The 26,836-nt window shown below is 54.8% G+C and carries 23 protein-coding genes; 12 read left to right on the forward strand and 11 right to left on the reverse strand.

Going from position 1 to position 26,836, the window contains the following annotated elements; genetic code table 11:
* The first annotated feature begins 30 nt into the window (after window positions 1-30).
* Complete coding sequence (locus KXR87_RS19650) at window positions 31-1,686, forward strand: ABC transporter permease (RefSeq protein WP_437433897.1); 1,656 nt, start codon at window positions 31-33, stop codon at window positions 1,684-1,686.
* Window positions 1,687-1,761: 75 nt separating this feature from the next.
* Window positions 1,762-2,604: an arylamine N-acetyltransferase gene (locus KXR87_RS19655; protein WP_437433898.1), complete on the forward strand. Its 843-nt coding sequence runs from the start codon at window positions 1,762-1,764 to the stop codon at window positions 2,602-2,604.
* Here KXR87_RS19655 and KXR87_RS19660 read toward each other — a convergent pair.
* Complete coding sequence (locus KXR87_RS19660) at window positions 2,586-3,176, reverse strand: TetR family transcriptional regulator (protein ID WP_437433899.1); 591 nt, start codon at window positions 3,174-3,176, stop codon at window positions 2,586-2,588. The genes KXR87_RS19655 and KXR87_RS19660 overlap by 19 nt on opposite strands.
* A gap of 118 nt (window positions 3,177-3,294) precedes the next feature.
* Here KXR87_RS19660 and KXR87_RS19665 point away from each other — a divergent pair, with 118 nt between their 5' ends.
* The gene (locus tag KXR87_RS19665) at window positions 3,295-4,797 is read left to right on the forward strand and encodes a SmvA family efflux MFS transporter (RefSeq protein WP_437433900.1); all 1,503 of its coding nucleotides are present in this window, start codon (window positions 3,295-3,297) and stop codon (window positions 4,795-4,797) included.
* On the opposite strand, the gene KXR87_RS19670 is transcribed toward KXR87_RS19665, so the two are convergent.
* Both KXR87_RS19670 and parS read right to left on the reverse strand, forming a co-directional pair.
* Entirely contained in the window at window positions 4,781-5,257 is a 477-nt protein-coding gene (locus KXR87_RS19670; protein WP_437433901.1) for an RES family NAD+ phosphorylase, read from the reverse strand. The two genes, KXR87_RS19665 and KXR87_RS19670, sit on opposite strands and share 17 nt — an antisense overlap.
* Window positions 5,257-5,703, reverse strand: coding sequence for a type II RES/Xre toxin-antitoxin system antitoxin (gene parS, locus KXR87_RS19675; protein WP_437433902.1), 447 nt, complete (start codon window positions 5,701-5,703; stop codon window positions 5,257-5,259). The genes KXR87_RS19670 and parS overlap by 1 nt, the downstream gene beginning before the upstream one ends.
* A 226-nt stretch (window positions 5,704-5,929) precedes the next feature.
* On the opposite strand from parS, the gene fdnG reads away from it, so the two are divergent.
* Genes fdnG through fdnI form a run of 3 tightly spaced genes read left to right on the forward strand, consistent with a single transcriptional unit; the run spans window position 5,930 to window position 10,519 of the window.
* On the forward strand, window positions 5,930-8,977 hold the full coding sequence (gene fdnG, locus KXR87_RS19680; RefSeq protein ID WP_437433903.1) for a formate dehydrogenase-N subunit alpha: 3,048 nt from the start codon (window positions 5,930-5,932) through the stop codon (window positions 8,975-8,977).
* 11 nt (window positions 8,978-8,988) lie between these two features.
* On the forward strand, window positions 8,989-9,873 hold the full coding sequence (fdxH, locus tag KXR87_RS19685; protein WP_437433904.1) for a formate dehydrogenase subunit beta: 885 nt from the start codon (window positions 8,989-8,991) through the stop codon (window positions 9,871-9,873).
* A complete protein-coding gene (gene fdnI, locus KXR87_RS19690) occupies window positions 9,866-10,519 on the forward strand; it encodes a formate dehydrogenase-N subunit gamma (RefSeq protein ID WP_437433905.1) in 654 nt (217 codons plus the stop codon). Before fdxH ends, fdnI begins: the two co-directional genes overlap by 8 nt.
* Window positions 10,520-10,584: 65 nt before the next feature.
* Here fdnI and ppk2 read toward each other — a convergent pair whose 3' ends face one another.
* Window positions 10,585-11,403 carry a polyphosphate kinase 2 gene (gene ppk2, locus KXR87_RS19695; RefSeq protein ID WP_437433906.1) on the reverse strand — a complete coding sequence of 273 codons (819 nt, stop codon included), beginning with the start codon at window positions 11,401-11,403 and terminating at the stop codon, window positions 10,585-10,587.
* A gap of 202 nt (window positions 11,404-11,605) precedes the next feature.
* On the opposite strand from ppk2, the gene araJ reads away from it, so the two are divergent.
* On the forward strand, window positions 11,606-12,781 hold the full coding sequence (gene araJ, locus KXR87_RS19700; RefSeq protein ID WP_437433907.1) for an MFS transporter AraJ: 1,176 nt from the start codon (window positions 11,606-11,608) through the stop codon (window positions 12,779-12,781).
* A 41-nt stretch (window positions 12,782-12,822) separates the two neighbouring features.
* Here the strand turns inward: araJ and KXR87_RS19705 are convergent, their stop codons facing one another.
* On the reverse strand, window positions 12,823-13,260 hold the full coding sequence (locus KXR87_RS19705; protein WP_437433908.1) for a VOC family protein: 438 nt from the start codon (window positions 13,258-13,260) through the stop codon (window positions 12,823-12,825).
* A 122-nt stretch (window positions 13,261-13,382) separates the two neighbouring features.
* Between KXR87_RS19705 and KXR87_RS19710 the strand changes: the two genes are divergently transcribed.
* On the forward strand, window positions 13,383-13,985 hold the full coding sequence (locus KXR87_RS19710) for an inorganic diphosphatase (RefSeq protein WP_437433909.1): 603 nt from the start codon (window positions 13,383-13,385) through the stop codon (window positions 13,983-13,985).
* A gap of 43 nt (window positions 13,986-14,028) precedes the next feature.
* Here KXR87_RS19710 and KXR87_RS19715 read toward each other — a convergent pair whose 3' ends face one another.
* The 4 genes from KXR87_RS19715 to KXR87_RS19730 form a co-directional block, all read right to left on the reverse strand.
* Window positions 14,029-15,744: an ABC-F family ATP-binding cassette domain-containing protein gene (locus tag KXR87_RS19715; protein WP_437433910.1), complete on the reverse strand. Its 1,716-nt coding sequence runs from the start codon at window positions 15,742-15,744 to the stop codon at window positions 14,029-14,031.
* Between the two features lie 323 nt (window positions 15,745-16,067).
* Window positions 16,068-17,765 carry an NAD-dependent malic enzyme gene (locus tag KXR87_RS19720; RefSeq protein WP_437433911.1) on the reverse strand — a complete coding sequence of 566 codons (1,698 nt, stop codon included), beginning with the start codon at window positions 17,763-17,765 and terminating at the stop codon, window positions 16,068-16,070.
* Window positions 17,766-17,939: 174 nt separating this feature from the next.
* The gene (sra, locus tag KXR87_RS19725; RefSeq protein WP_437433912.1) at window positions 17,940-18,074 is read right to left on the reverse strand and encodes a stationary-phase-induced ribosome-associated protein; all 135 of its coding nucleotides are present in this window, start codon (window positions 18,072-18,074) and stop codon (window positions 17,940-17,942) included.
* A gap of 208 nt (window positions 18,075-18,282) precedes the next feature.
* Entirely contained in the window at window positions 18,283-19,821 is a 1,539-nt protein-coding gene (locus tag KXR87_RS19730; RefSeq protein WP_437433913.1) for a methyl-accepting chemotaxis protein, read from the reverse strand.
* A 600-nt stretch (window positions 19,822-20,421) separates the two neighbouring features.
* On the opposite strand from KXR87_RS19730, the gene KXR87_RS19735 reads away from it, so the two are divergent.
* Window positions 20,422-21,639 carry a diguanylate phosphodiesterase gene (locus tag KXR87_RS19735; RefSeq protein WP_437433914.1) on the forward strand — a complete coding sequence of 406 codons (1,218 nt, stop codon included), beginning with the start codon at window positions 20,422-20,424 and terminating at the stop codon, window positions 21,637-21,639.
* A 310-nt stretch (window positions 21,640-21,949) separates the two neighbouring features.
* On the forward strand, window positions 21,950-23,503 hold the full coding sequence (locus tag KXR87_RS19740) for a diguanylate cyclase (protein WP_437433915.1): 1,554 nt from the start codon (window positions 21,950-21,952) through the stop codon (window positions 23,501-23,503).
* A gap of 35 nt (window positions 23,504-23,538) precedes the next feature.
* On the opposite strand, the gene KXR87_RS19745 is transcribed toward KXR87_RS19740, so the two are convergent.
* Both KXR87_RS19745 and KXR87_RS19750 read right to left on the reverse strand, forming a co-directional pair.
* On the reverse strand, window positions 23,539-23,961 hold the full coding sequence (locus tag KXR87_RS19745; protein WP_437433916.1) for a GNAT family N-acetyltransferase: 423 nt from the start codon (window positions 23,959-23,961) through the stop codon (window positions 23,539-23,541).
* Window positions 23,962-23,983: 22 nt separating this feature from the next.
* Entirely contained in the window at window positions 23,984-25,405 is a 1,422-nt protein-coding gene (locus tag KXR87_RS19750) for an MFS transporter (RefSeq protein ID WP_437433917.1), read from the reverse strand.
* A 131-nt stretch (window positions 25,406-25,536) separates the two neighbouring features.
* On the opposite strand from KXR87_RS19750, the gene KXR87_RS19755 reads away from it, so the two are divergent.
* Complete coding sequence (locus KXR87_RS19755) at window positions 25,537-26,448, forward strand: LysR family transcriptional regulator (protein ID WP_437433918.1); 912 nt, start codon at window positions 25,537-25,539, stop codon at window positions 26,446-26,448.
* 104 nt (window positions 26,449-26,552) lie between these two features.
* Window positions 26,553-26,834: a VF530 family DNA-binding protein gene (locus KXR87_RS19760; RefSeq protein ID WP_437433919.1), complete on the forward strand. Its 282-nt coding sequence runs from the start codon at window positions 26,553-26,555 to the stop codon at window positions 26,832-26,834.
* Window positions 26,835-26,836: the final 2 nt, after the last annotated feature.

The raw sequence follows: 26,836 nt of genomic DNA on the forward strand, positions 1-26,836 counted from the left end.
GGGGGCAACCCCGTCTTTTGGATAGCCGCTGTGAATCAACGATTTCTCTCTGTGGCGACCGTCGCCATTCTGGTGATACTGGTCGCATTACCACTTTTCTTTATTATTCTGCAGGCCGTGTTTCCCCACTTCAGCGCCGGATCGCTGGAAGGGGCGTTTACCGGCATCATGCCGCTGTTTACTGAGCCTCAGCTCCCGGCAATGTTTGCCGGCACGCTACAAATCGCCGCCGGTGTGGCATTGCTCAGCGCCTGTCTCGGTCTGCCGCTTGGCGTGGCGCGTGGTCTGTTTAATGTGCCATGCCCTAAACTCTGGGATCTGCTGTTCCTTATTCCGTTTTTGACGCCGCCCTACATCGCCGCGCTCTCCTGGATGCTGGTGCTGCAAACCAATGGTTATCTGGCCCAGTTGCTCGGCTTCGATCTTAATGCGCTCCTCTTTAGTAAAAGCGGAATCGTGCTGGTGATGACGCTGAACATTTTCCCGGTCGTCTACTTCGCCGTCTCCCGCAGCCTGCTTGCCAGCGGGCAACGGCTGGCGCTGGTCGCCAGGGTGCATGGAGCCACACCGTGGCGGGCGTTTATTCATGTGACCCTGCCGATGCTGTCGCCGTCGCTGGCGGCAGGCATGCTGCTGGCCTTTACCCTGGCGATTGAAGAGTACGGCGTTCCAGCTGCACTTGGCACACGCGCCGGGGTGGTAATGCTCACCGTCGGCATTGAAAAACGGCTGGCGGACTGGCCGATTGATCTGCCGGGTGCCTCTGTGCTGTCGCTCGTTCTGATTGCAATCGCCCTCAGCGCCTGGTGGTTGCAGGGTAAGCTGACTGGCGGTAAAGACGTCACCAGTGTGACGGGTAAACCCACCGAAAATAGCGGCGCGACGCTGGGTATGGCAGCCGTTCCCGTGGTGCTGGCGATGGCGCTGGTTGGTTTTCTTGCGGTCGTGGTGCCAGGGCTGTCAATGGCGGTGACGGGAATTATGTCTACCTTATCGGGTGGTTTATCGCTGGCCAATGCCACCACGGCGCATTACAGCGCGCTCTTTGCCCAGCAGGGAGATGCCTTAACGGCACTGGGTACCAGCCTGTCGCTGGCCTTGGGTTCGGCGCTGATTACCGGGTTTGTCGGGCTGCTTGCAGCCTGGCTGGTCGTGGTCCAGCAGATTAAAGGTCGCCGCATTATTGATGCGCTCTCATTAATGCCTGCCGCACTGCCGGGAATTGTGGTGGGCGTGGGGCTGATTCTGTTGTGGAACCGCACCTTCTGGCCCGTCTCCCCCTATAACACCTGGGCTATTTTACTGCTCTCCTATTGCTGCCTGCTGTTGCCCTGGCCGGTGCGCTATGTCGGCAGTGCCTTACGTCAGTTGGGGGGGAACCTTGAACCGGCGGCGCGCGTGCACGGCGCCAGCGCCTTTCAGTCACTGCGTTTTATCGTGCTTCCGCTCGTATTTCCGGCCTTGTTAGCCGCCATGTTGATGGTGTTTGCTATCGCCTCGCGCGAGCTGGTCACCTCGCTGTTGCTGGCGCCTGCCGGTACGCAGACTGTGGCCGTCTTTATCTGGCGACAGTTTGAGCAAGGTTCGGTCGGGCAGGGCATGGCAATGGCAACGCTGACACTGATAACCGGTCTGGTGCTCATGCTGACCGCGTTGGCCATTATGCAGCGTGGCACACAACGATAAATGCAGAGCACAAAATCGCCTGTCGGGCGGAAAAAATGCGTTATAACAGAAGGACATCAATTGCAGGAGCTGGTCATGACCCCTTTTCTGGACGCCTATTTCGCCCGTATTAACTTTACAGAACAAGCCGCCGTTAACATCGAGACGCTGCGGTCATTGCATTTACATCACAACGGGGCGATCCCTTTTGAAAATGTGGACGTGGTGCTGCCGAGGGAAATTGAACTGACCGATGAGGCCATTTTTAACAAACTGGTGGTGGCCCGCCGTGGTGGCTACTGTTTCGAGCAGAACGGACTCTTCGAGCGTGTGCTGCGTGAAATCGGTTTTACGGTCCGTAGCCTGCTTGGCCGGGTGGTGATGTCTAATCCTGCGCATATGCCGCCGCGCACCCATCGCGTGGTGCTGGTGACGCTGGGGGACGAACACTGGCTGGCGGATGTTGGCTTTGGCGGGCAGACGCTGACCGCACCGGTGCGTCTGATCGCCGACATCGAGCAGCCGACGCCGCACGGACTTTATCGCTTACAGCAGGACGGCCCTGACTGGCTTTTACAGTTCCGCCATCATGAAAAATGGCAGTCGATGTACCGGCTTGAGATGGTAGAGCAGTATCAGTCGGATTTTGTGATGGGTAACTTCCATTCGGCACACTGGCCACAGTCGCATTTTCGGCATCACCTGCTGATGTGCCGCCATCTGCCTGACGGCGTAAAACTGACGCTGACAAACTATCACTTCACCGCCTGGCAGAACGGCCATGTGACAGAAGAGTATGTTGCGCCGGATGCGAAAGCGCTGCATGCCTTGCTGCAGCAGCGTTTTGGGCTGGGAACGGACGATCCGCGGTACGGCTTCAGCGTGGATGATCTTGAGGTGACAATGTCACGTTTTAATCTTCATGGGGAAGGGGCGTAAAACAGCTCCCGGGTGATCATGGCATCCAGATGTCGATCGAACGCTGCATCATCGACATCTGACATGCCCAGCACATAGATGCCGTCCAGTCCACAGACGAGGGCTATCAAGCGCCAGGCGATATTGTCTGCTGTATCCGTAAGCGTAAATTCGTCCGTCTCTGCCCCCGCGTGCAGAATATCCACCACCTTCCGGTGCCACATCTCCATCGTCAGTGCATAAGCGCCTTTCAGGTCGGGCTCTTTATTTAGCAAAAGCTGCGCTTCCCGCCAGAGATGGATATAGGGGTCAAAACCCCCTTCATTACTGCCCAGCATCGAATGTAACCGTGCCCGCCAGCTGGCGGAGGGGGGCACCACATCCGCCTCAAGCAGTTCAGCGATAACGCGAATAAACGCCTGTGATTTTAACTCCCCGGCGGAGGAGAAGTGATGGTGTACCTGGCCTGTCGCCACGCCCGCTTCTGCCGCAATGCGGCGTACCGTCATACCGCTGAACCCTTCGGCGAGCGCGACACGCATTGCCGCCTGCACAATGTGCTCCCGCCGTTCATCCCGATGCAGATAAGCCATCTGACCTCCTTAAATGTTGATTGAACGAAGTTTAACAAAAAGCTGGACAGTCGTTCAACATTCCGTAGGATCGTGATTCTGGACATCGGTCCAACATTGATACTGAAAAGAGGGTGTTATGTTTCGTCAGTGGTTAACGCTGGTCATTATTGTGCTGGTCTACATTCCGGTGGCGATTGATGCCACGGTGCTGCATGTGGCGTCGCCCACCTTAAGCGCGGAGCTTGCAACCAGTGGAAACGAGTTGCTATGGATTATCGATATCTATTCTCTGGTCATGGCGGGTATGGTGCTGCCAATGGGAGCACTGGGCGACCGTATTGGTTTCAAACGCCTGCTGCTGTTGGGCAGTGGGCTGTTTGGCGTGGCATCACTTCTGGCGGCCTTCTCGGCCAGCGCAGAACAACTTATTGCTTCACGGGCGCTGCTGGCGGTGGGAGCAGCGATGATTGTTCCTGCTACCCTTGCCGGGATCCGCACCACCTTCTCCAGGGAAGAGCACCGGAATATGGCGTTGGGGGTCTGGGCTGCGGTGGGTTCCGGCGGTGCGGCCTTCGGCCCGCTGATCGGTGGCTGGTTACTGGCGCATTTTCACTGGGGTGCTGTTTTTCTGGTGAACGTGCCTCTCGTTTTGCTGGTGATGGCGCTGACCGCGCGTTTTGTGCCGACAGAGCGGGGAAGTGCACAACAACCTCTGCACCTGATGCAGGCTTTAATGCTAATCGCCGCCATCCTTATGCTGGTGTGGAGTGCAAAAACAGCGCTCAAAGGAAGTGTTGCCACCTGGGGCGTGGCGGCGGTATTTCTGACGGGCGCAGTGTTATTACTGGCCTTTGTACGCCTGCAGCTTGCCGCCACGGTGCCGATGATTGACCTGCGCTTGTTTACCCACCGGGTTATCCTCTCCGGCGTCGCGATGGCGTTAGCCGCAATGGTTGCGCTGGTGGGGTTTGAGCTGTTAATGGCCCAGGAGTTGCAGTTCGTGCATGGGTTTACCCCCTTTGCTGCCGGTTTGTTTATGTTGCCCGTCATGGTAGCAAGTGGTTTTAGCGGTCCCATCGCCGGTATGCTGGTCTCCCGTCTGGGTTTGCGTCAGGTGGCTGCAGGGGGGATGACATTAAGCGGCGTCAGCTTTCTCGGGCTCTCTGTCACCGACTTTTCGACGCAACAAACTCAGGCCTGGATTCTGATGGCGCTGTTGGGATTCAGTGCCGCCAGCGCCTTGCTTTCGTCCACTGCGGCGATTATGGCCGCGGCCCCGAAAGAGAAAGCCGCCGCCGCCGGAGCCATTGAAACTATGGGTTATGAACTGGGCGCAGGGCTGGGTATTGCACTGTTTGGCCTGATTCTGACCCGCAGCTTTTCGTCGTCCATTATGCTGCCAGACGGCCTGAGCGAACAACAGGCCGGGCAGGCGTCATCATCTGTTGGCGAGGCATTCCAGCTGGCGTCGGATCTGCCAGTGCCGCTGGGAGAGGCGGTGATTTCTGCGGCGAAAACGGCATTTATCTCCTCCCACAGTGTGGCGCTGGGTACGGCTGGAGCACTACTGATGCTGGTCGCGATAACGGTCTGGTTCAGCCTGGCGGGGATCGGTAAAAACGTTAGCACGGCCGACTGAGCCTGGGATCGAGCGTAAAAGGTTCTGCCTGCAGGCTTTTAAGCACCTTCGCCGCCTGCGGGTGTGCCGGGTTGAATAACGCGTTCCACTCACCCGTAATCGTGCTTGGAACGCGCAGTACCAGACCATTTTTGCTGGAGGCCAGCCAGTCATCGCCGATATGTTGCGTTGATACAGGGGCAGGGTCGGATTGCCAGTCGGCGGGCAGGGCATCCAGATCGAGCGTCGCCACCAGGGTGCGCGGCACATTGATGGTCAAAAAGCAGTAACCCAGGGCGATATCTTCGATTTCCAGATGCACCAGCGTTTCAAGGACACAAAGCGCTTTCGAGGAACCAAGATAGACGCAATCCTGTCCCGGCGAATTCCAGCGCCCGCCAAAGGTGCGTGCGCCATAGCCATCAAAGGCGGTTGTGGCATATTTGTCTTTCACCAGCCGCCAGAAGGTGATGTTCTCCATTACCCGATAACACCGTGTTCAATACGGCCAATCAGTGCCAGCACCGCTTCCGCACCAGCAGGGGTGGAGAGCAGCTCCGCCGGTTTTTTTCCGCCTAACCCTTTTGCCGGTTTGTTTAACCAGGTTGCCATTCTTTCACTGTCGCCATTAAAGAGTTCCCGGGCGGCACTGATGACTCTGGCGAGGGTATAGACCCTGGCGCTTTGTTCCGGAGAAAAGCGTTTTTCAGCACTGTTCAGGCGGCGATTGTAGGTATTACGATCAATGCCCGCCATTCTGCAGAGGGTGACTTCGTCCAGCGCCACAGCACCGGCAATGTCACGGACTACACCTGCATCCAGACCCACGCTGATGCTGTCATGCGCGGCGATAGCCGTTGCGGGGAGGCCCAGCATACTGAGCAGGTCATGCGGAATAGCCCGACCAGAAGGTGTATAGAGTTGCATGGAAGCGCTCCTGTTGTTCATTTGAAAATTATTTTAGTTCAAATGAACAGGTGGCGCAATCATCGCCATCGACACGCCCGGATTTCCACCTCAAAAGAGGTAGGGAAATGCGATGAAAAAGACTATTAAGAAGTTGGTCCACTGCGATTTTGATTTGCCGCAAATTAAGCAGGGATATTGCTGTTAGTTTTCTGCGCGAAGTTGCCTGAAAACAATGAGGAAAGCAATGGACGTCAGTCGCAGACAATTTTTTAAAATCTGCGCGGGAGGTATGGCCGGCACCACGGTCGCCGCACTGGGTTTTGCGCCAAAAATGGCGCTGGCTCAGGCGCGTAATTACAAATTACTTCGCGCAAAAGAAATTCGAAACACCTGCACCTACTGTTCCGTAGGTTGTGGGTTATTCATGTACAGCCTGGGCGATGGTGCGAAGAACGCCAGAGAAGCTATCTACCATATTGAAGGGGATCCGGATCATCCGGTAAGCCGTGGGGCGCTGTGCCCGAAAGGGGCAGGCCTGCTGGATTACGTTCACAGCGAAAACCGTCTGCGCTACCCCGAATACCGTGCGCCAGGTTCTGACAAATGGCAGCGTATCACCTGGGATGAGGCCTTCTCCCGCATTGCAAAATTAATGAAAGCCGACCGCGACGCCAACTTTATTGAAAAGAACGCGCAGGGCGTCACGGTCAACCGCTGGCTCTCCACCGGGATGCTTTGTGCCTCGGCGGCCAGCAATGAAACCGGCATGCTGACGCAAAAGTTTGTGCGCTCTCTCGGCATGCTGGCGGTAGACAACCAGGCACGCGTCTGACACGGACCAACGGTAGCAAGTCTTGCTCCAACATTTGGTCGCGGTGCGATGACCAACCACTGGGTTGATATCAAAAACGCTAACGTCGTGATGGTGATGGGCGGTAACGCCGCTGAAGCCCATCCGGTGGGTTTCCGCTGGGCGATGGAGGCAAAAAACAACAACGATGCGACACTCATCGTCGTCGATCCGCGCTTTACGCGTACGGCGTCGGTGGCCGATATCTATGCGCCGATCCGCTCCGGTACGGACATTACGTTCCTCTCCGGCGTGCTGCTGTACCTTATTGAAAACAACAAAATCAACGCTGAATACGTTAAACACTATACCAATGCCAGTCTGCTGGTACGGGACGATTTTGCCTTCGAAGACGGCCTGTTCAGCGGCTATGACGCCGAAAAACGCCAGTACGATAAGTCATCCTGGAACTATCAGTTCGACGAAGACGGCTACGCGAAACGCGATGAAACCTTCACCGACCCGCGCTGCGTATGGAACCTGCTGAAACAGCACGTCTCGCGCTATACCCCTGACGTGGTGGAGAATATCTGCGGTACGCCGAAAGCGGATTTTCTGAAAGTGTGCGAAGTGCTGGCCTCGACCAGTGCCGCAGACAGGACCACCACCTTCCTGTATGCGCTGGGCTGGACGCAACACACCGTGGGTGCGCAGAACATCCGCACCATGGCGATGATCCAGCTGCTGCTCGGTAACATGGGTATGGCGGGCGGCGGCGTGAACGCGCTACGCGGTCACTCCAACATTCAGGGGTTAACCGATCTTGGCCTGCTCTCCACCAGCCTGCCGGGTTATCTGACGCTGCCATCAGAAAAACAGTCCGATTTCCAGAGCTGGATTACGGCGAATACGCCAAAAGCCACGCTGCCGGACCAGGTGAACTACTGGAGTAACTATCCGAAGTTTGCCGTCAGTCTGATGAAATCCTTCTACGGCGATGCAGCGCAAAAGGAGAATGACTGGGGCTTTGAATGGTTGCCGAAGTGGGATCAGTCGTATGACGTCATCAAGTATTTCAACATGATGGATAAGGGCCACGTGACGGGGTATATCTGCCAGGGCTTTAACCCTGTTGCGTCGTTCCCGGATAAAAACAAAGTGGTGCGCAGCCTGAGTCAGCTGAAGTACATGGTTATTATCGATCCGCTGGTGACCGAAACCTCGACCTTCTGGCAGAACCACGGGGAATCCAACGACGTCGATCCGACCTCGATTCAGACCGAAGTGTTCCGTCTGCCGTCCACCTGCTTTGCGGAAGAGGACGGCTCTATTGCCAACTCCGGGCGCTGGCTGCAGTGGCACTGGAAGGGCCAGGATGCACCGGGTGAAGCGCGTAACGACGGCGAAATTCTCGCGGGCATTTACCATCGCCTGCGTGAAATGTACCGCACACAAGGGGGGAAAGGGGTCGAGCCGCTGTTGAAGATGAGCTGGCACTATAAGCAGCCGGACCATCCTGAGTCAGAGGAAGTGGCCAAAGAGAACAACGGCGTGGCGCTGGCGGATCTCTATGACGCCAACGGCACCCTGCTGGCGAAGAAAGGCCAGCTGCTGAACAGCTTTGCGCTGCTGCGTGATGACGGCACCACGGCCTCCTCGTGCTGGATTTATGCTGGCAGCTGGACCGAGCAGGGTAACCAGATGGCTAACCGCGACAATGCCGACCCGTCAGGCCTTGGCAATACGCTGGGCTGGGCATGGGCGTGGCCGCTTAACCGCCGGGTGCTGTACAACCGTGCGTCGGCGGACATCAACGGCAAGCCGTGGGATCCCAAACGGATGCTGATCGCGTGGAACGGATCGAAGTGGGCGGGAAATGATATCCCGGACTTCAACACCGCCGCACCGGGCAGCAAAACCGGGCCGTTCATCATGCAGCCGGAAGGGCTGGGGCGTCTGTTTGCCCTCGACAAGCTGGCGGAAGGGCCGTTCCCGGAACACTACGAGCCGATGGAAACGCCGCTTGGCACCAACCCGCTGCACCCGAACGTGGTCTCAAGCCCGGTGGTGCGTATCTACGAAGACGACGTGCTGCGTTTAGGCAAGAAGGACAAGTTCCCGTACGTGGGGACCACCTACCGCCTGACCGAGCATTTCCACACCTGGACCAAACATGCGCGGCTAAACGCCATCGCGCAGCCGGAACAGTTTGTGGAGATCAGTGAAACGCTGGCGAAAGCGAAGGGGATTGCCAATGGCGATCGCGTGACGGTGAGCAGCAAGCGCGGCTTTATTCGCGCGGTGGCAGTGGTGACCCGCCGTCTGCAGAGCCTGAACGTGCATGGGCAGCAGGTGGAAACCGTCGGTATTCCGCTGCACTGGGGCTTTGAAGGGGTGGCGCAGAAGGGCTATATCGCCAACACCCTGACGCCTAACGTCGGGGATGCCAACTCGCAAACGCCGGAGTACAAAGCGTTCTTAGTGAACATCGAGAAAGCGTAAGGAGCGAATAAATGGCGATGGAAACACAGGACATTATTAAACGCTCCGCGACAAACGCGCTGACGCCCGCGCCTCGTGCGCGGGATTACAAGGCAGAAGTCGCCAAGCTTATCGATGTCTCCTCCTGCGTGGGCTGTAAAGCCTGCCAGGTGGCCTGTTCGGAGTGGAACGACATCCGTGATGAGGTGGGTCACTGCGTCGGGGTTTACGACAACCCGGCCGATCTGAGCGCCAAATCCTGGACGGTGATGCGTTTTAGCGAAACCGACCAGAATGGCAAGCTGGAGTGGTTAATCCGCAAAGATGGCTGTATGCACTGTGAAGATCCGGGCTGCCTTAAGGCCTGTCCGTCTGCCGGGGCGATTATACAGTACGCCAACGGCATCGTGGATTTCCAGCAGGATAACTGCATTGGCTGCGGCTACTGCATCGCGGGCTGTCCATTTAACGTCCCGCGCCTCAGTAAAGAGGATAACCGGGTCTATAAATGCACTCTGTGTGTGGATCGCGTCAGCGTCGGGCAGGAGCCTGCCTGTGTGAAGACCTGCCCGACCGGGGCCATCCACTTCGGTACTAAAACCGAGATGCTGGAGGTGGCGCAGCAGCGTGTGGATAAGCTAAAAGCGCGCGGCTACGAAAACGCAGGCGTGTATAACCCGCAGGGCGTGGGGGGAACGCACGTCATGTATGTGCTTCACCATAACGACCAGCCGGAGCTGTACCATAACCTGCCGAAAGATCCGGCGATCGACACCTCGATTAGTCTGTGGAAAGGGGCACTCAAGCCGCTCTCCGCAATGGGCTTTATCGCCACCTTTGCCGGGCTGATTTATCACTACATCGGTATCGGGCCGAACAAAGAGGTGGATGATGACGAGGAGGAGCATCATGAGTAAATCATGGATTGTGCGCACGAAGTTTATCGACCGCGCCTGTCACTGGACGGTAGTTATCTGCTTTTTCCTGGTGGCGGTATCGGGAATTTCATTCTTCTTTCCGACCCTGCAGTGGCTGACGGAAACCTTTGGGACGCCGCAGATGGGGCGCATTCTGCATCCATTCTTCGGCGTGCTGGTTTTCGTGCTGCTGATGTTTATGTTCGTGCGCTTCGTACACCACAACATCCCGGACAGGCAGGATATTCCGTGGGTGAAAGGCATTGTTGAAGTGCTGAAAGGGAACGAGCATAAGGTCGCAAAAGTCGGCAAATATAACGCGGGGCAAAAGATGATGTTCTGGACCATCATGAGCATGATGTTCGTGCTGCTGGTGACGGGCATTATTATCTGGCGTCCCTGGTTTGCCCACTATTTCCCGATTCAGGTCATTCGCTACAGCCTGCTGATTCACGCGACCTCGGCTATCATTCTCATCCACGCCATTCTTATCCATATGTATATGGCGTTCTGGGTAAAAGGGTCGATAAAGGGGATGATCGAAGGGAAGGTGAGCCGCCGCTGGGCACAGAAACACCACCCGCGCTGGTATCGTGACGTTGAGCGCATGGAAGCGAAAAAAGAGAGTGCCGAGGGCATCAAATAAGCATCTCTTCTCCGCTCCGGGGCGTTCCCTGGAGCGGGGCGACGCGCGCGAACATCGCGGTGGCGTCAGAACGGTTCCGGAATAATTCGGAAGGGATAATTGCTGGGTTTGGCTTTGCCTATTTTACGTTTCGGCAGGTCAACCGCATCGGCGGGCAGCGCCTCGTAAGGAACCTGAGAGAGCAGGTGAGTAATGATATTCAGCCGCACGCGTTTTTTGTCTTCCGACCGGGCAACAAACCAGGGGGCCCAGGAAGTATCGGTTGCTGCGAACATCGCATCACGGGCGACGGTGTAGTCATCCCAGCGATCGAACGATTTGATATCCATCGGCGACAGTTTCCAGATTTTACGCCCGTCGTTGATGCGATCGCGCAGGCGGCGCTCCTGCTCCTGTGGCGAGACTTCCAGCCAGTATTTGAGCAAAATAATGCCGGACTCGACTATGGTGCGCTCCATCATTGGCGCACTTTCGAGAAATTTGTCGACTTGCTCAGGAGTACAAAACCCCATTACCCGCTCAACGCCCGCGCGGTTATACCAGCTGCGATCGAAAATCACGATTTCTCCGGCAGCGGGCAGGTAGGGGACATAGCGCTGAAGGTAGAGCTGGCTTTTCTCACGCTCGGTCGGTGCCGGCAGTGCCACCACCCGAAAAACCCGTGGACTGACGCGCTCGGTGATAGCTTTAATGGTGCCGCCTTTACCGGCGCCATCGCGTCCCTCAAACACGATGCAGACTTTCAGACCCTTTGCCACCACCCATTGCTGGAGTTTCACCAGCTCCTCATGCTGATGACGAAGCTCTTTCTCATAGGCTTTATTTTTAAGCGCCGGAGCCGCCGGCGCCGCCGGAAGGGTGTTGATCTTTTTCTTATTTCCCATGACGTACTTCCTTTCGCTGATTAACAATGACAGGTCTTAATCAGTGTAAGCCTGAGTCAGGAAGTTCGCGTAACACAGCGCCGGACATTCACGATCTGTTGCGATTTTATGGACTAAGCGGGCAGGCAGTAGATTTGATCTGGTTCACACTTCAGGAATAGCTGATAATGCCCGCTGCAATTTTTAAACATGTGGTTGTGGGATGAAAAAAACAATTTTTTCACTGGCGCTCGGCACGTTTGGCCTTGGCATGGCGGAGTTTGGCATCATGGGTGTGCTCACCGAGCTGGCAAATGATGTCAGCATCACTCTTCCTTCCGCCGGTAATATGATTGCCTTCTATGCCTTTGGCGTTGTCATTGGCGCACCGATTATTGCGCTCTTTTCAGGAAAATTTTCGCTGAAAAGTATTCTGTTATTTCTGGTGGCGATGTGTGCCGTAGGTAACGTGATTTTTACCTTTTCTTCCTCTTACACCATGCTGGCCATCGGCAGACTGGTTTCCGGTTTCCCTCATGGGGCATTTTTTGGCGTCGGCACCATCCTGTTGTCGAAGATAGCCCCGCCGGGGAAAGTGACAATGGCCGTCGCCGGGATGGTGGCGGGGATGACGGTCGCCAATCTGGCGGGCGTGCCGTTCGGAACCTGGTTAGGCCATACCTTTAGCTGGCGCTACACCTTCTTTATTATTGCCGTCTTTAACGTTCTGGTTATCCTGTCAGTCATACTCTGGGTGCCAACGTTGTATGACAAATCAGAGGCGCGCCTGTCTGAGCAGTTTCGCTTTTTGAAAAAGCCTGAACCCTGGCTCATTTTCTCTGCCACCCTGTTCGGCAATGCCGGGGTGTTTGCCTGGTTTAGCTACATCAAACCCTTTATGTTGAACGTTTCGGGTTTCTCAGAGCTGTTTATGACCATCATCATGATGCTGATGGGTCTTGGTATGGTACTGGGCAATCTGATGAGTGGCAGGCTGTCGGGGCGCTTTAGTCCGCTGCGTATTGCTGCGACCACCGATCTTGTGATCGTGCTTTCCTTACTCCTGCTGTTTACCCTGGGTGAGAACAAACTGGCATCCCTGTCGATGGGCTTTATCTGTTGTGCCGGTCTGTTTGCCCTTGCCGCACCGTTACAAATTTTGCTCATACAGAATGCGAAAGGCGGGGAGCTGATGGGGGCGGCTGGTGGCCAGATTGCCTTTAACCTTGGCAGTGCGCTCGGTGCCTACAGCGGTGGACTGATGATTACGCTCGGGCTGAGCTGGGACTATGTTACGTTACCGGCGGCATTGCTGTCGTTTTCCGCCATGTCGTCACTGTTGATGTACGGACGTACGGTAGCAAAACGTAGCCATGCGGAACGACGCGCACTGGCCTGAAGTTTCAGGCCGCAGGGTGACTGCGGCCTGCGTTTGAAATATCAGTCTCTCATCCAGGGCGTGATGCTTAAGCCTACCAGCATCCCTTCCGGACTCAGCAGCCGCGTGAGGCTCTGACCCCAGGGCTCCTGACGATTCTCTACCAGTAACCGGTAGCCCCTGTCCCTGAGCACCCGGGTCGCACTCGCCAGATCCTGAACTTCAAACTCTATCCAGCTCTGGGGGACCGGAATATCTGCCGGCCATTCGGTAGTACCGAAACAGGATTCTGCGGCCTGGTGCAGAGGCCAGAGTGCGAAATGTTTTGCACCATCCAGGGCGCCATGTTCGACCACCAGATACTCTTCATTGCCCTCCATTCCCGTAAGAGGAAGACCCAGCGCGCCCTGATAGAGCTGTTTACTCTCCTGCACATCGCGGGGAATGGGACCAAAGCCCGCGATAAACAGAACATCCAGTCCGGTCAATGAGGTAGCCATATGTTCTCCAGCCAGGTGATAAGAAGTGCGCCAGCAGGTCACTGAAATGCACCGCTATTGTCATGAATTCGTCACTATTAGCGCTTATTTTGTTTTTTTTCAATAACAAAGAGCCAACATCAATGCATCTGGTTAAAAAAATCCTTGCTGTCAGCCTTTTCCTTTCCGCTTCAGTGCAGGCAGACAATATCCTCGACTTTCCTCAGCCTGACAATAATCCGGAAGAGTTCTATGCCGTTACTGAGATCCCGGCGGGCGGCATCATAAAATATGAAACCGACGCAAAAACCGGTTTTATTATTGCCGATCGCTTCCAGTCGATGCCGGTGGCCTATCCGGCCAACTATGGCTCGCTGACACAGTCCCTTGCCGGTGATGGCGACCCGCTGGATGTCATTTTTTATACCCGCGCCCCGCTAACACCCGGCACGCTTATTAAACTGCGCGCCATTGGTGTACTGAAAATGATCGATGGCGGAGAAAAAGATGACAAAATTATCGCCGTTCCGGTCAGCAAAGTTGACCCTACCTGGGATGACATCAAAGAGGTAGCCGACCTGCCGAAGATTGAGCAGGAGCGCCTGCAGGCCTTTTTCCGCGTTTACAAAGACCTGCCGGAAGGCCGTAAAAAAGTTGAGCTGAATGGCTATAACGACGCGGCAAACGCAAAGCAGGAGATCAAATCCGCCTTTGAGGCCTGGAAAGGGCAACATCCGCAGCAATAAGCAAAAAAACAGGCGCCAGGGCGCCTGTTTTGTCTGTTACCTCTTACATCAGTATTGCTGTAATCCGCTCGATCTCCTGCTTCCATTGCGCCTGCAGGGCGGGTTTTTGATGCGCCGTTTTACGTGCCAGGTCCTGCTGAAGCAAGGTTTCAAGGGCAATAAGCCGTTCGAGTAACGCCAGCGCATCCTCCTGCTGTTTAACGCAGGCTTCAGGAGCAGGCGAGGCCGCATGCAGGGACCGGGGCGTTTCGCGCAGCAAAGCGTAAGCCGCGTCCATATCCAGCCACTCGCTAAACTCACCACCATGAATCATCCAGACGCGGTTGCAACTGGTGCGAATCAGATCGCGGTCATGGCTGACCAGCAGCACGCCACCGCTGAACTGGGAAAGCGTTTGCGCCAGCGCCTCTTTGCCCGCCATGTCGAGATGGTTCGTCGGTTCGTCCAGCAACAGCAGGTTGTACCGCGCCAGCGACAAGCCGATAAACAGCAGGCGTGAACGCTCGCCTCCGCTGAGGGACGCCACCCGCTGGCCGTGCCGCGACCAGGGAAAGCCCGCGCTGATAAGCGTCATTTTGCGCAGTTCCGCTGAGGGGGCAAAGGGTTCCAGTGCCTCCAGCAGCGTTGCCTCATCCGACAGTTGTTCGAGGGTCTGGTCGTAGTACCCACTGTGCAAACGCGGATGCAGCTTCAATGTCGCCTCGCCGGGATTGGCTGAACATTGCCGCCAGATATGGCGAAGCAAGGAGGATTTGCCACAGCCATTCTGCCCGATTATCGCGACCCTCTCGCCGGTTTTTATCCGCGCAAGGGGAACGGTAAAGAGTGCTGGCAGTCCTGGCGCGGCAGACACCGGCAGGTTTTCCATCTCCAGTAAGCGGTCGGCAACAAGCGGTTCGCCGTGGAGCGTGAGTCGCCAGGCGCTTCCCGCTGTCAGCTGCGTCTGGCTCTCTTTGAGGCGTTCAACCTGTTTTTCCATTTGCTTTGCTTTGCGTGACAAATCTTCGTTGTCATACACGCGTCCCCAGTTGGCCAGCCGTTTTGCACTGCTGGTCACTCTGTCAATCTCCTTTTGCTCCGCTTTATGACGCAGCGCATCACTGGCATCCCGCTCATCCAGCGCCTGACGGGCGGCGGAACAGGGAAGGGCAAAGTAGTGCAGACGCTGGTCGCGCAAAATCCAGCTTCCGTTCGTCACGGCGTCCAGCAATACGCGATCGTGCGAGACCAGAACAAAACTTCCGGGCCAGCCTTGCAGAAAATGCTCAAGCCAGAGCAGTGTGGGGAGGTCGAGATGGTTGCTGGGCTCATCGAGTAGCAACAAATCCGGCTCGGTTATCAGCGCACGCGCCAACAGTAAGCGGGTATGTTGCCCGCCGCTCAGGGTTGCCGCAGGCAGTGTAATTTCCTGCTCGCTGAGTCCCATGCTGGCCAACAGGGCTTCAGCCCGCCAGCGAAGCGTTTCCCGCTCGCCCTGAGGGAGTTGCGCCAGGACCGCGTCCAGCAGGGTCAGGGCGAGGAGAGATTCAGGCAGATGCTGCTCGACCCGCGCCAGCAGACAGTGCCTGGCAAGAGAAACCGAGCCGTTAACCGGAGACAGGGTGCCATCAAGCACCTTTAACAGCGTACTTTTTCCGCAGCCATTGTCGCCAATCAGCCCAAGGCGATCGCCTTGCCTGAGGGTAAAAGTGAGATCGGAAAATAAGAGGCCAAAGGCCGTTTCAACACGTAATGATTGTGCAGACAGTAATGTGCTCATTGCTTACTCAAGAGTTACAGGCGTGATAACGCCTCGTCAAACATCGCTGACGATAACCCGGTAAGCCCGAGAGAAGGGAGTGGAGTTAGCTTCGCTCAAGCCAAAGTTATCGCAGCACGAGACCGATAACGCTTGAGCTGGTGCGATCACCAAACGCATGTGAAACGAGAAAACGTTCACAGTACGACATAATTATCCTCCTTTTATTCAGTTAGTTGATGGGAAAAAGGAGTGTAGCGTGGGAGAGGCGATTTTGCCACATCAGAAGGCAGGAGAGAAAACGTGCCGGGTAGAGTACCTCTTTACCCGGCACGGGGGGACGATTAGATGGCCGTGCGGCGGTAACTACGATACTCAGGTTTCCAGAAGTTATCGTCGATGGCCTGCAACAGTGCCTCTTCAGACGTTTTCACGGCGAGCCCCTGCTGCTGCGCCACTTTGCCCACGGCAAAAGCAATGGCACGGGACACCACGTGGATGTCTTTCAGTTCCGGCAGGACCAGCCCTTCACCATTGTTCAGTAGCGGCGAGTATTTAGCGAGGGTTTCACTGGCCGACATCAGCATATCGTCGGTGATGCGTGAAGCCCCTGACGCGATAACCCCCAGCCCGATACCGGGGAAGATATAGGAGTTGTTACACTGCGCAATAGGATAGATTTTGTCATTCCACATCACCGGTGCAAAGGGACTACCGGTCGCGACCAGCGCCATACCCTCAGTCCAGCTAATGATGTCCTGCGGTGTGGCCTCCACACGTGAGGTCGGGTTGGAGAGCGGCATGACAATAGGACGCGGGCAGTGCTTATGCATCTCACGGATAATCTCTTCGGTAAAGAGACCCGTCTGACCGGAAACGCCAATAAGAATATCCGGCTTCACGTTACGCACAACATCCAGCAGCGACAGGGAGCCCACGCTGGTATCCCAGTGCTCCAGATGTTCACGTTTTTGCACCAGCTTGCTCTGGAAGGGCAACAGGTTCGGCATTTCGTCGGTCAGCAGGCCAAAACGGTCAACCATATAGACGTTCTGGCGGGCCTGCGTCTCACTGAGTCCTTCCCGTTGGGTCTGCGCGATAATCTGTTCTGCAATACCACAGCCTGCAGAGCCCGCGCCGAGGAAGACAATTTTCTGACTGCTCAGCTGGCTACCCGCCGCGCGGCTGGCCGCAATCAGCGTCCCTACCGTCACCGCCGCCGTACCCTGAATATCGTCGTTGAAGCAGCAAATGCGATCGCGATAACGTTCCAGCAGTGGCATAGCATTTTTCTGCGCGAAATCTTCGAACTGCAACAACACGTTCGGCCAGCGGTGGGTAACGGCCTGAATAAATTCGTCGACAAACGCGGTGTACTCATCCCCGGTAATACGCGGGTGGCGTGAGCCCATATAGAGCGGGTCGTTAATCAGCTGTTGATTATTGGTGCCGACATCCAGCACCACCGGCAGGGTGTACGCCGGGCTGATACCGCCACAGGAGGTGTACAGCGAAAGCTTGCCGATAGGAATACCCATGCCGCCAATGCCCTGATCGCCCAGACCCAGGATACGTTCACCGTCGGTGACGACAATGACTTTGATGTTATGGTTCGGCACATTTTGCAGGATGTCATCCATGCTGCCGCGATTATTCCAGGAGATAAAGACACCGCGCGCGCGGCGGTATATTTCAGAAAAGCGTTCACATGCCCAGCCAACGGTTGGGGTATAAATCACCGGCATCATCTCATCGAGGTGATTTTCCACAAGGCGGTAGAAAAGGGTTTCGTTGGTATCCTGAATATTGCGCAGGTAAATGTGCTTATCAATGTCGGTTTTAAATCCCTGGTATTGCAGCCAGGCACGTTCTGCCTGCTCTTCAATGGTTTCCACCACTTCCGGCAATAATCCCAGCAGATTGAAGTTGCTTCTCTCTTCGACGCTAAAGGCGCTGCCTTTATTGAGGAGCGGGAATTCAAGTAATAGTGGCCCTGCATAAGGAATATACAAAGAACGATTTTTATTATGCTTCGAATACATCTAACAACTCCTGATTCATTGAACCCGTCGCGATGGCGTGGCCGCGTCGGTGTACTGCAGCGCGCGCCAGTATAAAGCATCAAAATGCCAAATACTTGACGAGTGCAGGATTTAGGAGATGAATTTTATGGAGTAAATACCACCCCGGGCGGGGTGGCAGGAAAACGCAAACTCTTAGTCTTCGCGGCGTTGACGACCAGAACGGTGGGTGACGACGGTTTCATTATCGTCTTTGTTCACAATCTTCCTGATGTTCGAGACTTTGTAATCCATTCCAAGAATATGACGTGCCTGACGGTTCGACTTCATAGGTGCTCCTTAATCCAGTTCATGTTTCAAGGGGTGCCTGCGAGGTACGCAGGAGAGTGTCATCTCATTCGGCGCGGTACAAGTCATCGCGCGACATCCATCGTCTGCTATCTGTAACACCAGTGCAACCGCAAGAGGCCGAATTCGGAACAGTCCGGCACAATGGCGGCGCGGTCAGTCATCAGACGAGGTTACCGCCAGGCCATAATCAGCTTCCGCCAAACACATGCACCGCGCGGTGCAGGCGCGCGGCTCGTTCTGAAAGATCTTCAGCGGTGACGGTCACGTTTTCAACCATGCCGGTATTGTTGTGCGTCATCCGGCCTATCCGGGATACCGATTTGTTGATTAGCTCAAGGGCAAGGGTCTGCTCGTGGGTCGCCGTGCCTATCTCTTTAATCATTGTCGACATATTCAGCACATTGTCGATCATCGCCGTCAGATGCGTTTCGGTATTTTCCACCATCTCGACACCGCTTTTTACATTCGCCACGTTCTGTTCAATCAGGCTCTGGATCTCCCTGGCGGCAGAAGCAGAGTGCTGCGCCAGGTTACGCACTTCGGCTGCAACCACGGCAAAGCCACGGCCAGATTCGCCTGCGCGCGCGGCTTCCACCGCCGCATTAAGGGCAAGGATGTTGGTCTGGAATGCGATGCTGTCAATGACACCGATGATGTCGACAATTTTGTTGTTGTCCTGAGATACCGACTGCATCATGGCAATGGTTTGCTTCATGACGTTGCCGCTATTGGTGGCATTGATGCTGGTTTCGTCGGCACGACTCATGGCTTCGGCTGCGGTTTCCGCCGTTTGTCTCACCGCGCTTGCAATCTCTTCCACGGCCGCGGCGGTCTGATGCAAATCTGCGGAGGTCTCTTCGGTGCGCTTTTGCAGCGATTCGCCTTCCTCCGTAATGCGCTGGCTGATGTTACGAATACCCGTTATCTGAACCGAGACATCGCCGACCAGTGAACTGAGATTCAGGCCAGACTGGTTTACCAGCCGTTGCAGCATGCCTATCTCATCGACCCGGTTAAAGGCGTGGTAGTCTGATTTTCGCCCTGAAACGACGTTCTGCATCTGCCCCAGAATGGTTTTTAAGGGCCGGGTTATCTGCATATGCAGGTAACAGGCGAGCAGGGCCAGCATAAGCAGCGTAAGACCGGCTTTCTCCGGCGCAGCCAGCGAAAGAAACTGCGCGGCCATTACTACCGCCGCGGCAACGATAACGCCGGCATTCATCCGGGCACGCACGCTGATGCGCTGAAAAAGGGATAAAAATGAAAACAGGCCACGTCTGACGACTAATCCTTTATAAAAACGAAAACCGCGCAAATTATTTTCATTAACTTTTTTATACAACGCATCGCTGGCATTAATTTCCTGTCGCGATGGAATATTACGCACCGAAATATAACCGGTTAAATTCCCCTGCTGATATACGGGGGTCACATTGGCACGTACCCAATAATGGTCACCATTCTGGCGGCGGTTTTTAACCATACCGGTCCAGCTCTCTCCCTGCTGGATGGTGAACCATAGGTCTGCAAAGGCGGCAGGAGGCATATCGGGGTGACGAATGATGTGATGGGGTTCGCCCACCAGCTGGTCTTCAGCGAACCCACTCGCTTCAATAAAAGCGTTATTCGCATAGGTAATATGGCTGTGTGTGTTTGTTGTGGATAATAACGTCGTGCCTTCGTTAAGCAAAAGCTCTTTCTGTGTAACGGGAGTGTTACGCTTCATGWATAACCCCATAATGAACTGCGTGCAATCGTGCAATAAACAGGAAAGTTCCTGCCAGTAATGGCATTTTTATTTACCAGTCAGTTGGAATTTTTTTTCGGCAGTATTTTCTATCAATGCTGTGACAACTGAAAGTAGTAAGGATAAATATTTTTTTAGCGAGGCTTACTCTGGTTTATTTAAATATTGTTATGTTTTTGCAATGGAAAAAACATCCAAAAAATAGCTGGTGGTAAATTCTAAACACTTAATGCAAATTAAAAGTGTAATCCCGATGCACAAAGCCAGATAATCCGTTATAGCCTAAAAAAATTAACATACCAGGCTAATATATCCACGCGTGATTCAAAATTTTGACATAATCCGCCACAATCCTTTTGACAGAAAATCTATTGGTAATAAAGTGTAGCTAAACTAAGGTTGATGTGTGGGTAAACTATCCTGCCTGCCCGTCCGATAAGGTGAGACAAACAACCTGAAGAGTACGTGCGGAATAAAGGCCCTAATCGGTGAACGGGATTAGCTCCTCTCTTGCTACATTACTGTAACAGCGCCCAGTCAGACTCTTTGTGTGTAGACTTTTTTTGAGGGAAGTATCCAGTGTTAGCGACTTTGATCTACCGTAGCCGGCTCCACTATGCGTTGGATCCTTCACAATTGTCCGAACTTGCCCTGCGGGCGAGTGTTCGAAACACCGGGCTTAATGTTACAGGCGTGCTGCTGTTCGACGGTAATCAGTTCCTGCAGGTGCTCGAAGGCCCCGTATCTGCGGTGAATGCCGTGTATGACCGCATCCGCGGCGATGAACGCCATGCAGATATTGTCGAACTGATGCGCGACTTTGCGCCTAAACGCCGTTTTCTGAATCACGGTCTGGTGTTATTTGACTTACGCACGAACAAACCCAGCGTCGTGCTGCGGTCAATTCTACGGTTCGGCACGTTAAAATATCATCTTGCCTGTAACGACAGGGTCTATAAATTCATTCGAAATTTCGTCTCTGCGCCGCTGCCAAAATCGCTGGTCAAAAATGTTACGCCTGCGCGCTGGCGTCTGGATACCCGGGTCTCCCCCTTCGAAAACATGAGTGTACCGGTACTGGCGAATCAACCTTGCCAGTTTGCCTTCCAGCCAATTATTGAAACGCTACGCGGTAATATATCTTCACTGGAAGCTTTGATCCGTGGGCCTAACGGCGGCAGCCCGCAGGAGTATTTTGCCACGATCCCAGGGCATAAACTGCATGAAGCCGATCTGGCCTCTAAAGGCTGGGCACTGGCTATGGCCCGCCAGTTGGGTATTGGCAATCATAAAATTGCGATTAACCTGCTGCCGATGTCACTGGTGAAAATTCCCGGTGCGGTCAACATTCTGCTCGATCACATTACCCGCAATAAACTCGATCCCGAACAGGTGATTGTGGAGGTAACGGAAGACGAAGTGATCTCCGGCTATGATGAGTTTACCTCCGCTATCCGTCAGCTACGTGCGGCAGGTATCGGCCTTGCTATTGATGATTTTGGATCGGGTTTTGCCGGTCTCTCCCTGCTGGCAAAGTTTCAGCCGGACAAACTTAAAATCGATCGCAGTATCGTTACGGATATTCATCAGCACGGTCCCAAGCAGGCAATTGTAAAAGCAATTATTGACTGCTGCGCTGAAATGCAAATTGCGGTTGTGGCCGAAGGCGTTGAGAAAGTTGAAGAGTGGAGCTGGCTCGAAGCGGCCGGTATTCAGCGTTTCCAGGGCTTTTTATTTGCCCGTCCGGTGCTGAATGGGGTTTCTGATATCTGCTGGCCGCAACGTATTTCCCGTTAATCTATCACCCGGAGAATAGCGCGTTATTCTCCACTCATCAGGCTTCCTGAGCTACATCAGGGTTATTTCATCGCGATGAATTCACGAGCTTGAGGATTAACTTATCCAGAAGCAGGCATGTGATGAGAAAGACCTTAGGGTTGTAGTTTACGCTCTTTTTCATGCGATATTTAACTTAAAGAAAGTCAATATTTCGCAGAAAACGATATTTGCCATCATACTTTAGCCGCCACGAAATTAATCTTGTCTAAAAATCATCCTATTTTCATGCATGACGTGGTGTACAGGGAGTTTACAGGAGGGAGTCACTATGAGAATTAATAAAATGATATCGGGCGCGCTGGCGCTGGATTCTTCCCTGGGTCGTAGCATCACCTTCTTTATGATTGCCCTGCTGCTGGCAGGCGTTGCGACCAGTAGCTGGACATTAACGCGCTCATGGGAGCGGGCAATAGAGGATACCGAGCGTAGCGCCATTAACCTTTCTGTTTCCCAGGCGCGGCAGGCAGAAGACACCTTTCTGCAGGCGGAGCTTGCACTGCGGGATATTCGCCGCACCATTCCGGCAGAGGGGGTTTCAGCCATTGATTCTACCCGTTTCGATAGTTTCCTGACCGACCTGAAGGAGCGTCTTCCACAGCTTCATGGTCTCTTTATTTATGATGCCCAGGGGAACATGAAAGCCACCGCCTTCGGTAAATTTCCGCAGATAACCAATAATAGCGACAGAGAATATTTTCGCTATCACCAACGTAACGGCCATAATAATGTTCACATCAGCCAGGTTATCAGCAGCCGTACGACAGGGGAGCTGGTGATTCCGGTATCGATGCGTATTAGCGATGCCGCAGGCGGATTTGCAGGGGTGGTACTGGCAACAATACGAATAGATTATTTCCGGCATTTTTACAGTTACTTCGAACTCGAAAACCGTGATTTGCTGGCGCTGATGATAACTGATGGCACAGCGTTATACGTCCGTCCTTTCCCGGATGATGTCATTAATAAAAACCTCTCGGCGAGCCCACTGTTCACCCGCGAACTGGCGCAAAAGGACAGGGGAAACGCGACCTGGGTCTCTGCACTGGATCATGTTGAGCGCATCTTTGGCTTCGCGCGGCTTGAACGTTACCCGCTGGTGGTCGCAGCCGGTTACGACAAACCTGCGCTCTGGTCTCACTGGCTGAAAGATAGCTTGCCGGATATTGTGCTCAACGCCATGCTGCTGCTGGGGACGCTATTGATGGGCACCATTGTTTTCCGTCAGGTGCGAATGAATGTGAAAAATCAGACGGAGCTCGCCGCGCTGCGGGATGAGCTGACCAGTATTAATCACACATTGCAGCTCATGGCGCTCGCCGATGGTCTTACCGGCCTTGCGAACCGCCGACAGTTTGATCTCTTCCTCGCGCAAAGTCTCAAGTCCTCGGCACTGAATAAAAGGCCCGTATCGCTGGTGATGCTGGATATTGATTATTTCAAACGCTATAACGATTTCTACGGTCACGTTGCCGGAGACAACTGCCTGCGCATGGTGGGCGAGATCATTCAGAAACTGAAACTAAGGAGTTCTGATTTGATTGCCCGTTATGGCGGTGAAGAGTTTGCGATTATCCTCCCGGACACCGGTCCTGAGGCGGCGCTGTTTGTCGCCCGCCAGGCGGTGACGGCGGTACGAATGGCGAAAATCCCTCATGCTGAATCGGGTTCGGATCAAAAAGTGGTGACCATCAGCGCAGGCTGTTTCTCACTGATTGGGTCTGGCGCAGATGAAGAGGCGAATCGGCTGAAAGAGGGGGCAGACAGGGCAATGTATCTGGCGAAAATACAGGGCAGGGATCGGGCAGCGGCAGAGCCTGAATGACCAGACGCCCTCTGCACGAAGGCAGAGGGCGGTGCTTATTCAACCAGCGTTTTGGTGAGATAGTGGCGCTGAATGCCTTTTTCAGGAAAATCATCAAGGGTCATTTGCAGGAGATAGCCCTGTTTTTGATAAAACGGCAGGGCCTGAAAGCTGAACGTATCAACCAGCGCCTTCACGCAGCCCATTTTCGCGGCTTCATTTTCAGCCCGCCGCATCAACTCACTTCCCAGTCCTGAACCACGAAGCGTGTCGCTCACCCATAAATAGCTGATGCAAAGCCATTCGCTTTTGCAGCTGGCTATCAAGCCGCCGGTCATTTTTTCCTCACCGTCATAGCAAAAGACGCCCAGCTCGCCCCGGTTATGCTTAGTGAGAAAAGGGGTATTATAAGCCCGCAGACCGTCCAGTAATGCTTCCTGTTCGTGCTCGGTTATCTCAGTGGTCACACGTAAATACATCACACACTCCCTGATTTGACAGTTATCCAGACTCTCTGGCGCTTTTGAGGCGCCCTATACTGAAAATTATCGACATTAGCGTGGCTGCCGCAGACAGCCAGAGCGTTAGCTTTACTGCCTGCTCCTGCCCGGCGAAAAGACCTGAGCCTGCATAGACGGAGAAGATAACGCCAACCAGTGCGGCACCCAGGCACTGACCGAAGGTTCGCATAATCGCCAGCACCCCGGACGCGTAACTGCTGTGCTCACGGGATGCACTGGCCAGCATCTCACGATTATTCGGGCTTTGGAATGTGCCGAATCCGATACCACAAATCAGTGCGCGCAGGCTGATGTCCCACCACGATGCCCAATCTGGCAGGAGTGCAAGCAGTATCAACCCGCCAGTAAAAATGACCAGCCCGATGGTTGAAATCAGCGCCGGTGAATGTTGGTCGGCAAGACGTCCGGCACGTGGAGCCGCAAGGATGATGCCAACGGGCCAGGCGGTAAAAAGCAGGGCGGAGGTAAACGTACTGTACCCGTAGACGCTCTGGAACAGAAAAGGAAGAGCCACAAAGGTCATTCCCTGGCTGATAAACGAAGCCAGCGACGTTAATGCCGCCAGTGAAAAGCGTGCTGAGGAAAATAAGGTCAACGGCAAGAGCGGTTGAGGCGCGTGCTGCTGGCGGCGTACAAAGAGTACGCCAGCCGTAAGCGCGATGCATCCATAGATACTGGCGGTGATCAGCGAATGCGCACTCTGCGTGCCGGCGTCAGAAAAGGCCGTCGAGGCCATGATCACCGCCCCCAGCATGGTCGCCGACCAGAGAGCCCCGGCCACGTCAAAAGGGCCGGGGGCGAGAGTGCGTTTATCGGGCAGAGTGCGAAGGGCAAGGAGCAGAGCAATCACGCCAGGCGGGATGTTAATAGCGAACAACCACGGCCAGCCCACTGCGCTGAGCATGGCACCGCCGAGGACGGGGGCCAGCGCGGTACTGGTGGCAATCAGTAAGGCGTTAACCCCCAGGATCCGGCCCAGCAGCCGGTTGGGGAAAATCGACCGCAGGATAGCGGGCGCGATACTGAGGGTCGCCGCACCGCCAATCCCCTGTAACAACCGCATGACGACCAGCATCTCCAGCGAACCAGACAGGGCGCACCCCAGCGACGCCAGGGTAAAGAGCGTGACGCCGGCAGAAAATAACAACCGGAATCCCGTTCTGACGGCAAGGGCGGAGAATATCGCCAGCGTCATGGCGGTGGTGAGGAGATAACCGTTGACGATCCATACCGCCTCGCCCGCGCCAACCTGAAGCTCACCGGCAATGCGCGGCAAGGCAATATTGACCATCGCGCCGTCAAACACGGCCATGGTTGTGCAGATCATGACGGTAAACATTGCCAGGCAGCGTTCGCGACCGGGCAGCCCCTCATCACCAGGTTTGTCGGTAAATAATTCCATTGCAACCTCTGCGTTAATGCATTTGAGGTCACTATACTGTCGGGTAATATAAGGCGGAAGACGCAGCAGTTGCAGATATAACCTGCATCAAACGCCATATCTGACCGATACGCCATCCGGACGTGCCAACAATGACTGAACCTGATCTTAATTTGCTTTTCGCGCTTAATGCACTGCTGGCTGAACAGAGCGTCGCGGGAGCCGCCCGGCGGTTACAGCTTAGCGCGTCAGCCATGAGCCGTACCCTGAGTCGACTACGTGAAACCACCGGCGATCCGTTACTGGTAAGGGCAGGGCGAAATATGGTGCTGACGCCTTATGCTGAGGCCATTCGTGAGCGGACTCAGCGTGCCGTTTTTGAAGCAAAGATGGTGCTGCGCCCGACCGCCCCTGAGCTGAATATCGCAACACTTGAGCAACGGTTTACCCTGCGTGCCAACGAGGGCTTTGTTGAGGCTTTTGGGCCGACGTTGATTGCGGAAATGGCCGCCATCGCCCCTGGTGTGACGCTGCGCTTCGCTGCGAAACCTGAAAAAAGCGCCAGACCCTTACGGGAAGGGCTGGTCGATCTGGAAATCGGTGTGCAGGGCGAAATGGGGCCGGAGATCCGCATTCAGGCGCTGTTCAGGGACAGATTTGTAGGCGTAGTACGTCGTTCGCATCCACTGGCGGATACACAAAAGGTGACGGTGTCACAATTTGTCCACTGGCCGCACGTAGTGACGTCCCGTCGCGGTCTGTTTTTGGGGCCGGTTGATGAGGGGCTGGCGCAACTCGGTTCAGGGCGCAAAATTGCGGCTATTGTCCCGGGTTTTCCGGCGGCGCTGGCGGTGGCCCGCAGTACCGATCTCATCGCGCTGGTTCCGGCCTCATTTCTGATAAACGCGGCCGCGCCGGAAGCGTTGTTCACGTTTGAGCTGCCGGTGAAGACGCCAGGTATCACCGTCTCGCAAATGTGGCACCCGCGCTCGGAAGTCGATCCGACGCATCGCTGGTTACGACAATTTATGCGCGATCTCTGTCGCCGGTTAGTGCCCGATTAACGGCAGGCAAATTAGCGCAATGGCGACATGCTGCATTTATTGCACATCCTCCGCTTAGCCAGTATGGTGTCCGCCATCTCTCACGATTCACTGGAAACCGCTGTATGCATGCCGATAAAGATCCCTTACACGGCGTTACGCTGGAAGCATTACTTAACGCGCTGGTCAGCCGGTATGGCTGGGCTGAGCTGGCGAAGCGCATCAATATAAACTGCTTCAAAACAGACCCTGGCATTAAGTCCAGCCTGAAGTTTTTACGCCGTACCCCCTGGGCACGCCGTGAAGTTGAAGCGCTTTATATTGCTTCTCTGCGTGATAACACGCCAGCTGCGTCACCTGAAGCCGAAGCGGAAAACCCGTGGGGCAACTGGCAGGGTAAGTCTTAACC

The sequence above is a fragment of the Yokenella regensburgei genome (assembly GCF_051486985.1).
In the GTDB taxonomy this organism is placed as follows: Bacteria; Pseudomonadota; Gammaproteobacteria; order Enterobacterales; family Enterobacteriaceae; genus CBFFRJ01.

What these genes read in the sequence shown, in the direction of transcription:
- KXR87_RS19730 (WP_437433913.1), bottom strand. Translation starts at nt 19,821, where the DNA reads ATGAAGCGTAACACTCCCGTTACACAGAAAGAGCTTTTGCTTAACGAA.
- KXR87_RS19755 (WP_437433918.1), top strand. Translation starts at nt 25,537, where the DNA reads ATGACTGAACCTGATCTTAATTTGCTTTTCGCGCTTAATGCACTGCTG.
- KXR87_RS19655 (WP_437433898.1), top strand. Translation starts at nt 1,762, where the DNA reads ATGACCCCTTTTCTGGACGCCTATTTCGCCCGTATTAACTTTACAGAA.
- KXR87_RS19750 (WP_437433917.1), bottom strand. Translation starts at nt 25,405, where the DNA reads ATGGAATTATTTACCGACAAACCTGGTGATGAGGGGCTGCCCGGTCGC.
- ppk2 (WP_437433906.1), bottom strand. Translation starts at nt 11,403, where the DNA reads ATGGGAAATAAGAAAAAGATCAACACCCTTCCGGCGGCGCCGGCGGCT.
- araJ (WP_437433907.1), top strand. Translation starts at nt 11,606, where the DNA reads ATGAAAAAAACAATTTTTTCACTGGCGCTCGGCACGTTTGGCCTTGGC.
- KXR87_RS19715 (WP_437433910.1), bottom strand. Translation starts at nt 15,744, where the DNA reads ATGAGCACATTACTGTCTGCACAATCATTACGTGTTGAAACGGCCTTT.
- KXR87_RS19745 (WP_437433916.1), bottom strand. Translation starts at nt 23,961, where the DNA reads ATGTATTTACGTGTGACCACTGAGATAACCGAGCACGAACAGGAAGCA.
- KXR87_RS19720 (WP_437433911.1), bottom strand. Translation starts at nt 17,765, where the DNA reads ATGTATTCGAAGCATAATAAAAATCGTTCTTTGTATATTCCTTATGCA.
- KXR87_RS19660 (WP_437433899.1), bottom strand. Translation starts at nt 3,176, where the DNA reads ATGGCTTATCTGCATCGGGATGAACGGCGGGAGCACATTGTGCAGGCG.
- KXR87_RS19760 (WP_437433919.1), top strand. Translation starts at nt 26,553, where the DNA reads ATGCATGCCGATAAAGATCCCTTACACGGCGTTACGCTGGAAGCATTA.
- KXR87_RS19740 (WP_437433915.1), top strand. Translation starts at nt 21,950, where the DNA reads ATGAGAATTAATAAAATGATATCGGGCGCGCTGGCGCTGGATTCTTCC.
- KXR87_RS19710 (WP_437433909.1), top strand. Translation starts at nt 13,383, where the DNA reads ATGCATCTGGTTAAAAAAATCCTTGCTGTCAGCCTTTTCCTTTCCGCT.
- sra (WP_437433912.1), bottom strand. Translation starts at nt 18,074, where the DNA reads ATGAAGTCGAACCGTCAGGCACGTCATATTCTTGGAATGGATTACAAA.
- KXR87_RS19665 (WP_437433900.1), top strand. Translation starts at nt 3,295, where the DNA reads ATGTTTCGTCAGTGGTTAACGCTGGTCATTATTGTGCTGGTCTACATT.
- KXR87_RS19705 (WP_437433908.1), bottom strand. Translation starts at nt 13,260, where the DNA reads ATGGCTACCTCATTGACCGGACTGGATGTTCTGTTTATCGCGGGCTTT.
- fdxH (WP_437433904.1), top strand. Translation starts at nt 8,989, where the DNA reads ATGGCGATGGAAACACAGGACATTATTAAACGCTCCGCGACAAACGCG.
- fdnI (WP_437433905.1), top strand. Translation starts at nt 9,866, where the DNA reads ATGAGTAAATCATGGATTGTGCGCACGAAGTTTATCGACCGCGCCTGT.
- KXR87_RS19670 (WP_437433901.1), bottom strand. Translation starts at nt 5,257, where the DNA reads ATGGAGAACATCACCTTCTGGCGGCTGGTGAAAGACAAATATGCCACA.
- parS (WP_437433902.1), bottom strand. Translation starts at nt 5,703, where the DNA reads ATGCAACTCTATACACCTTCTGGTCGGGCTATTCCGCATGACCTGCTC.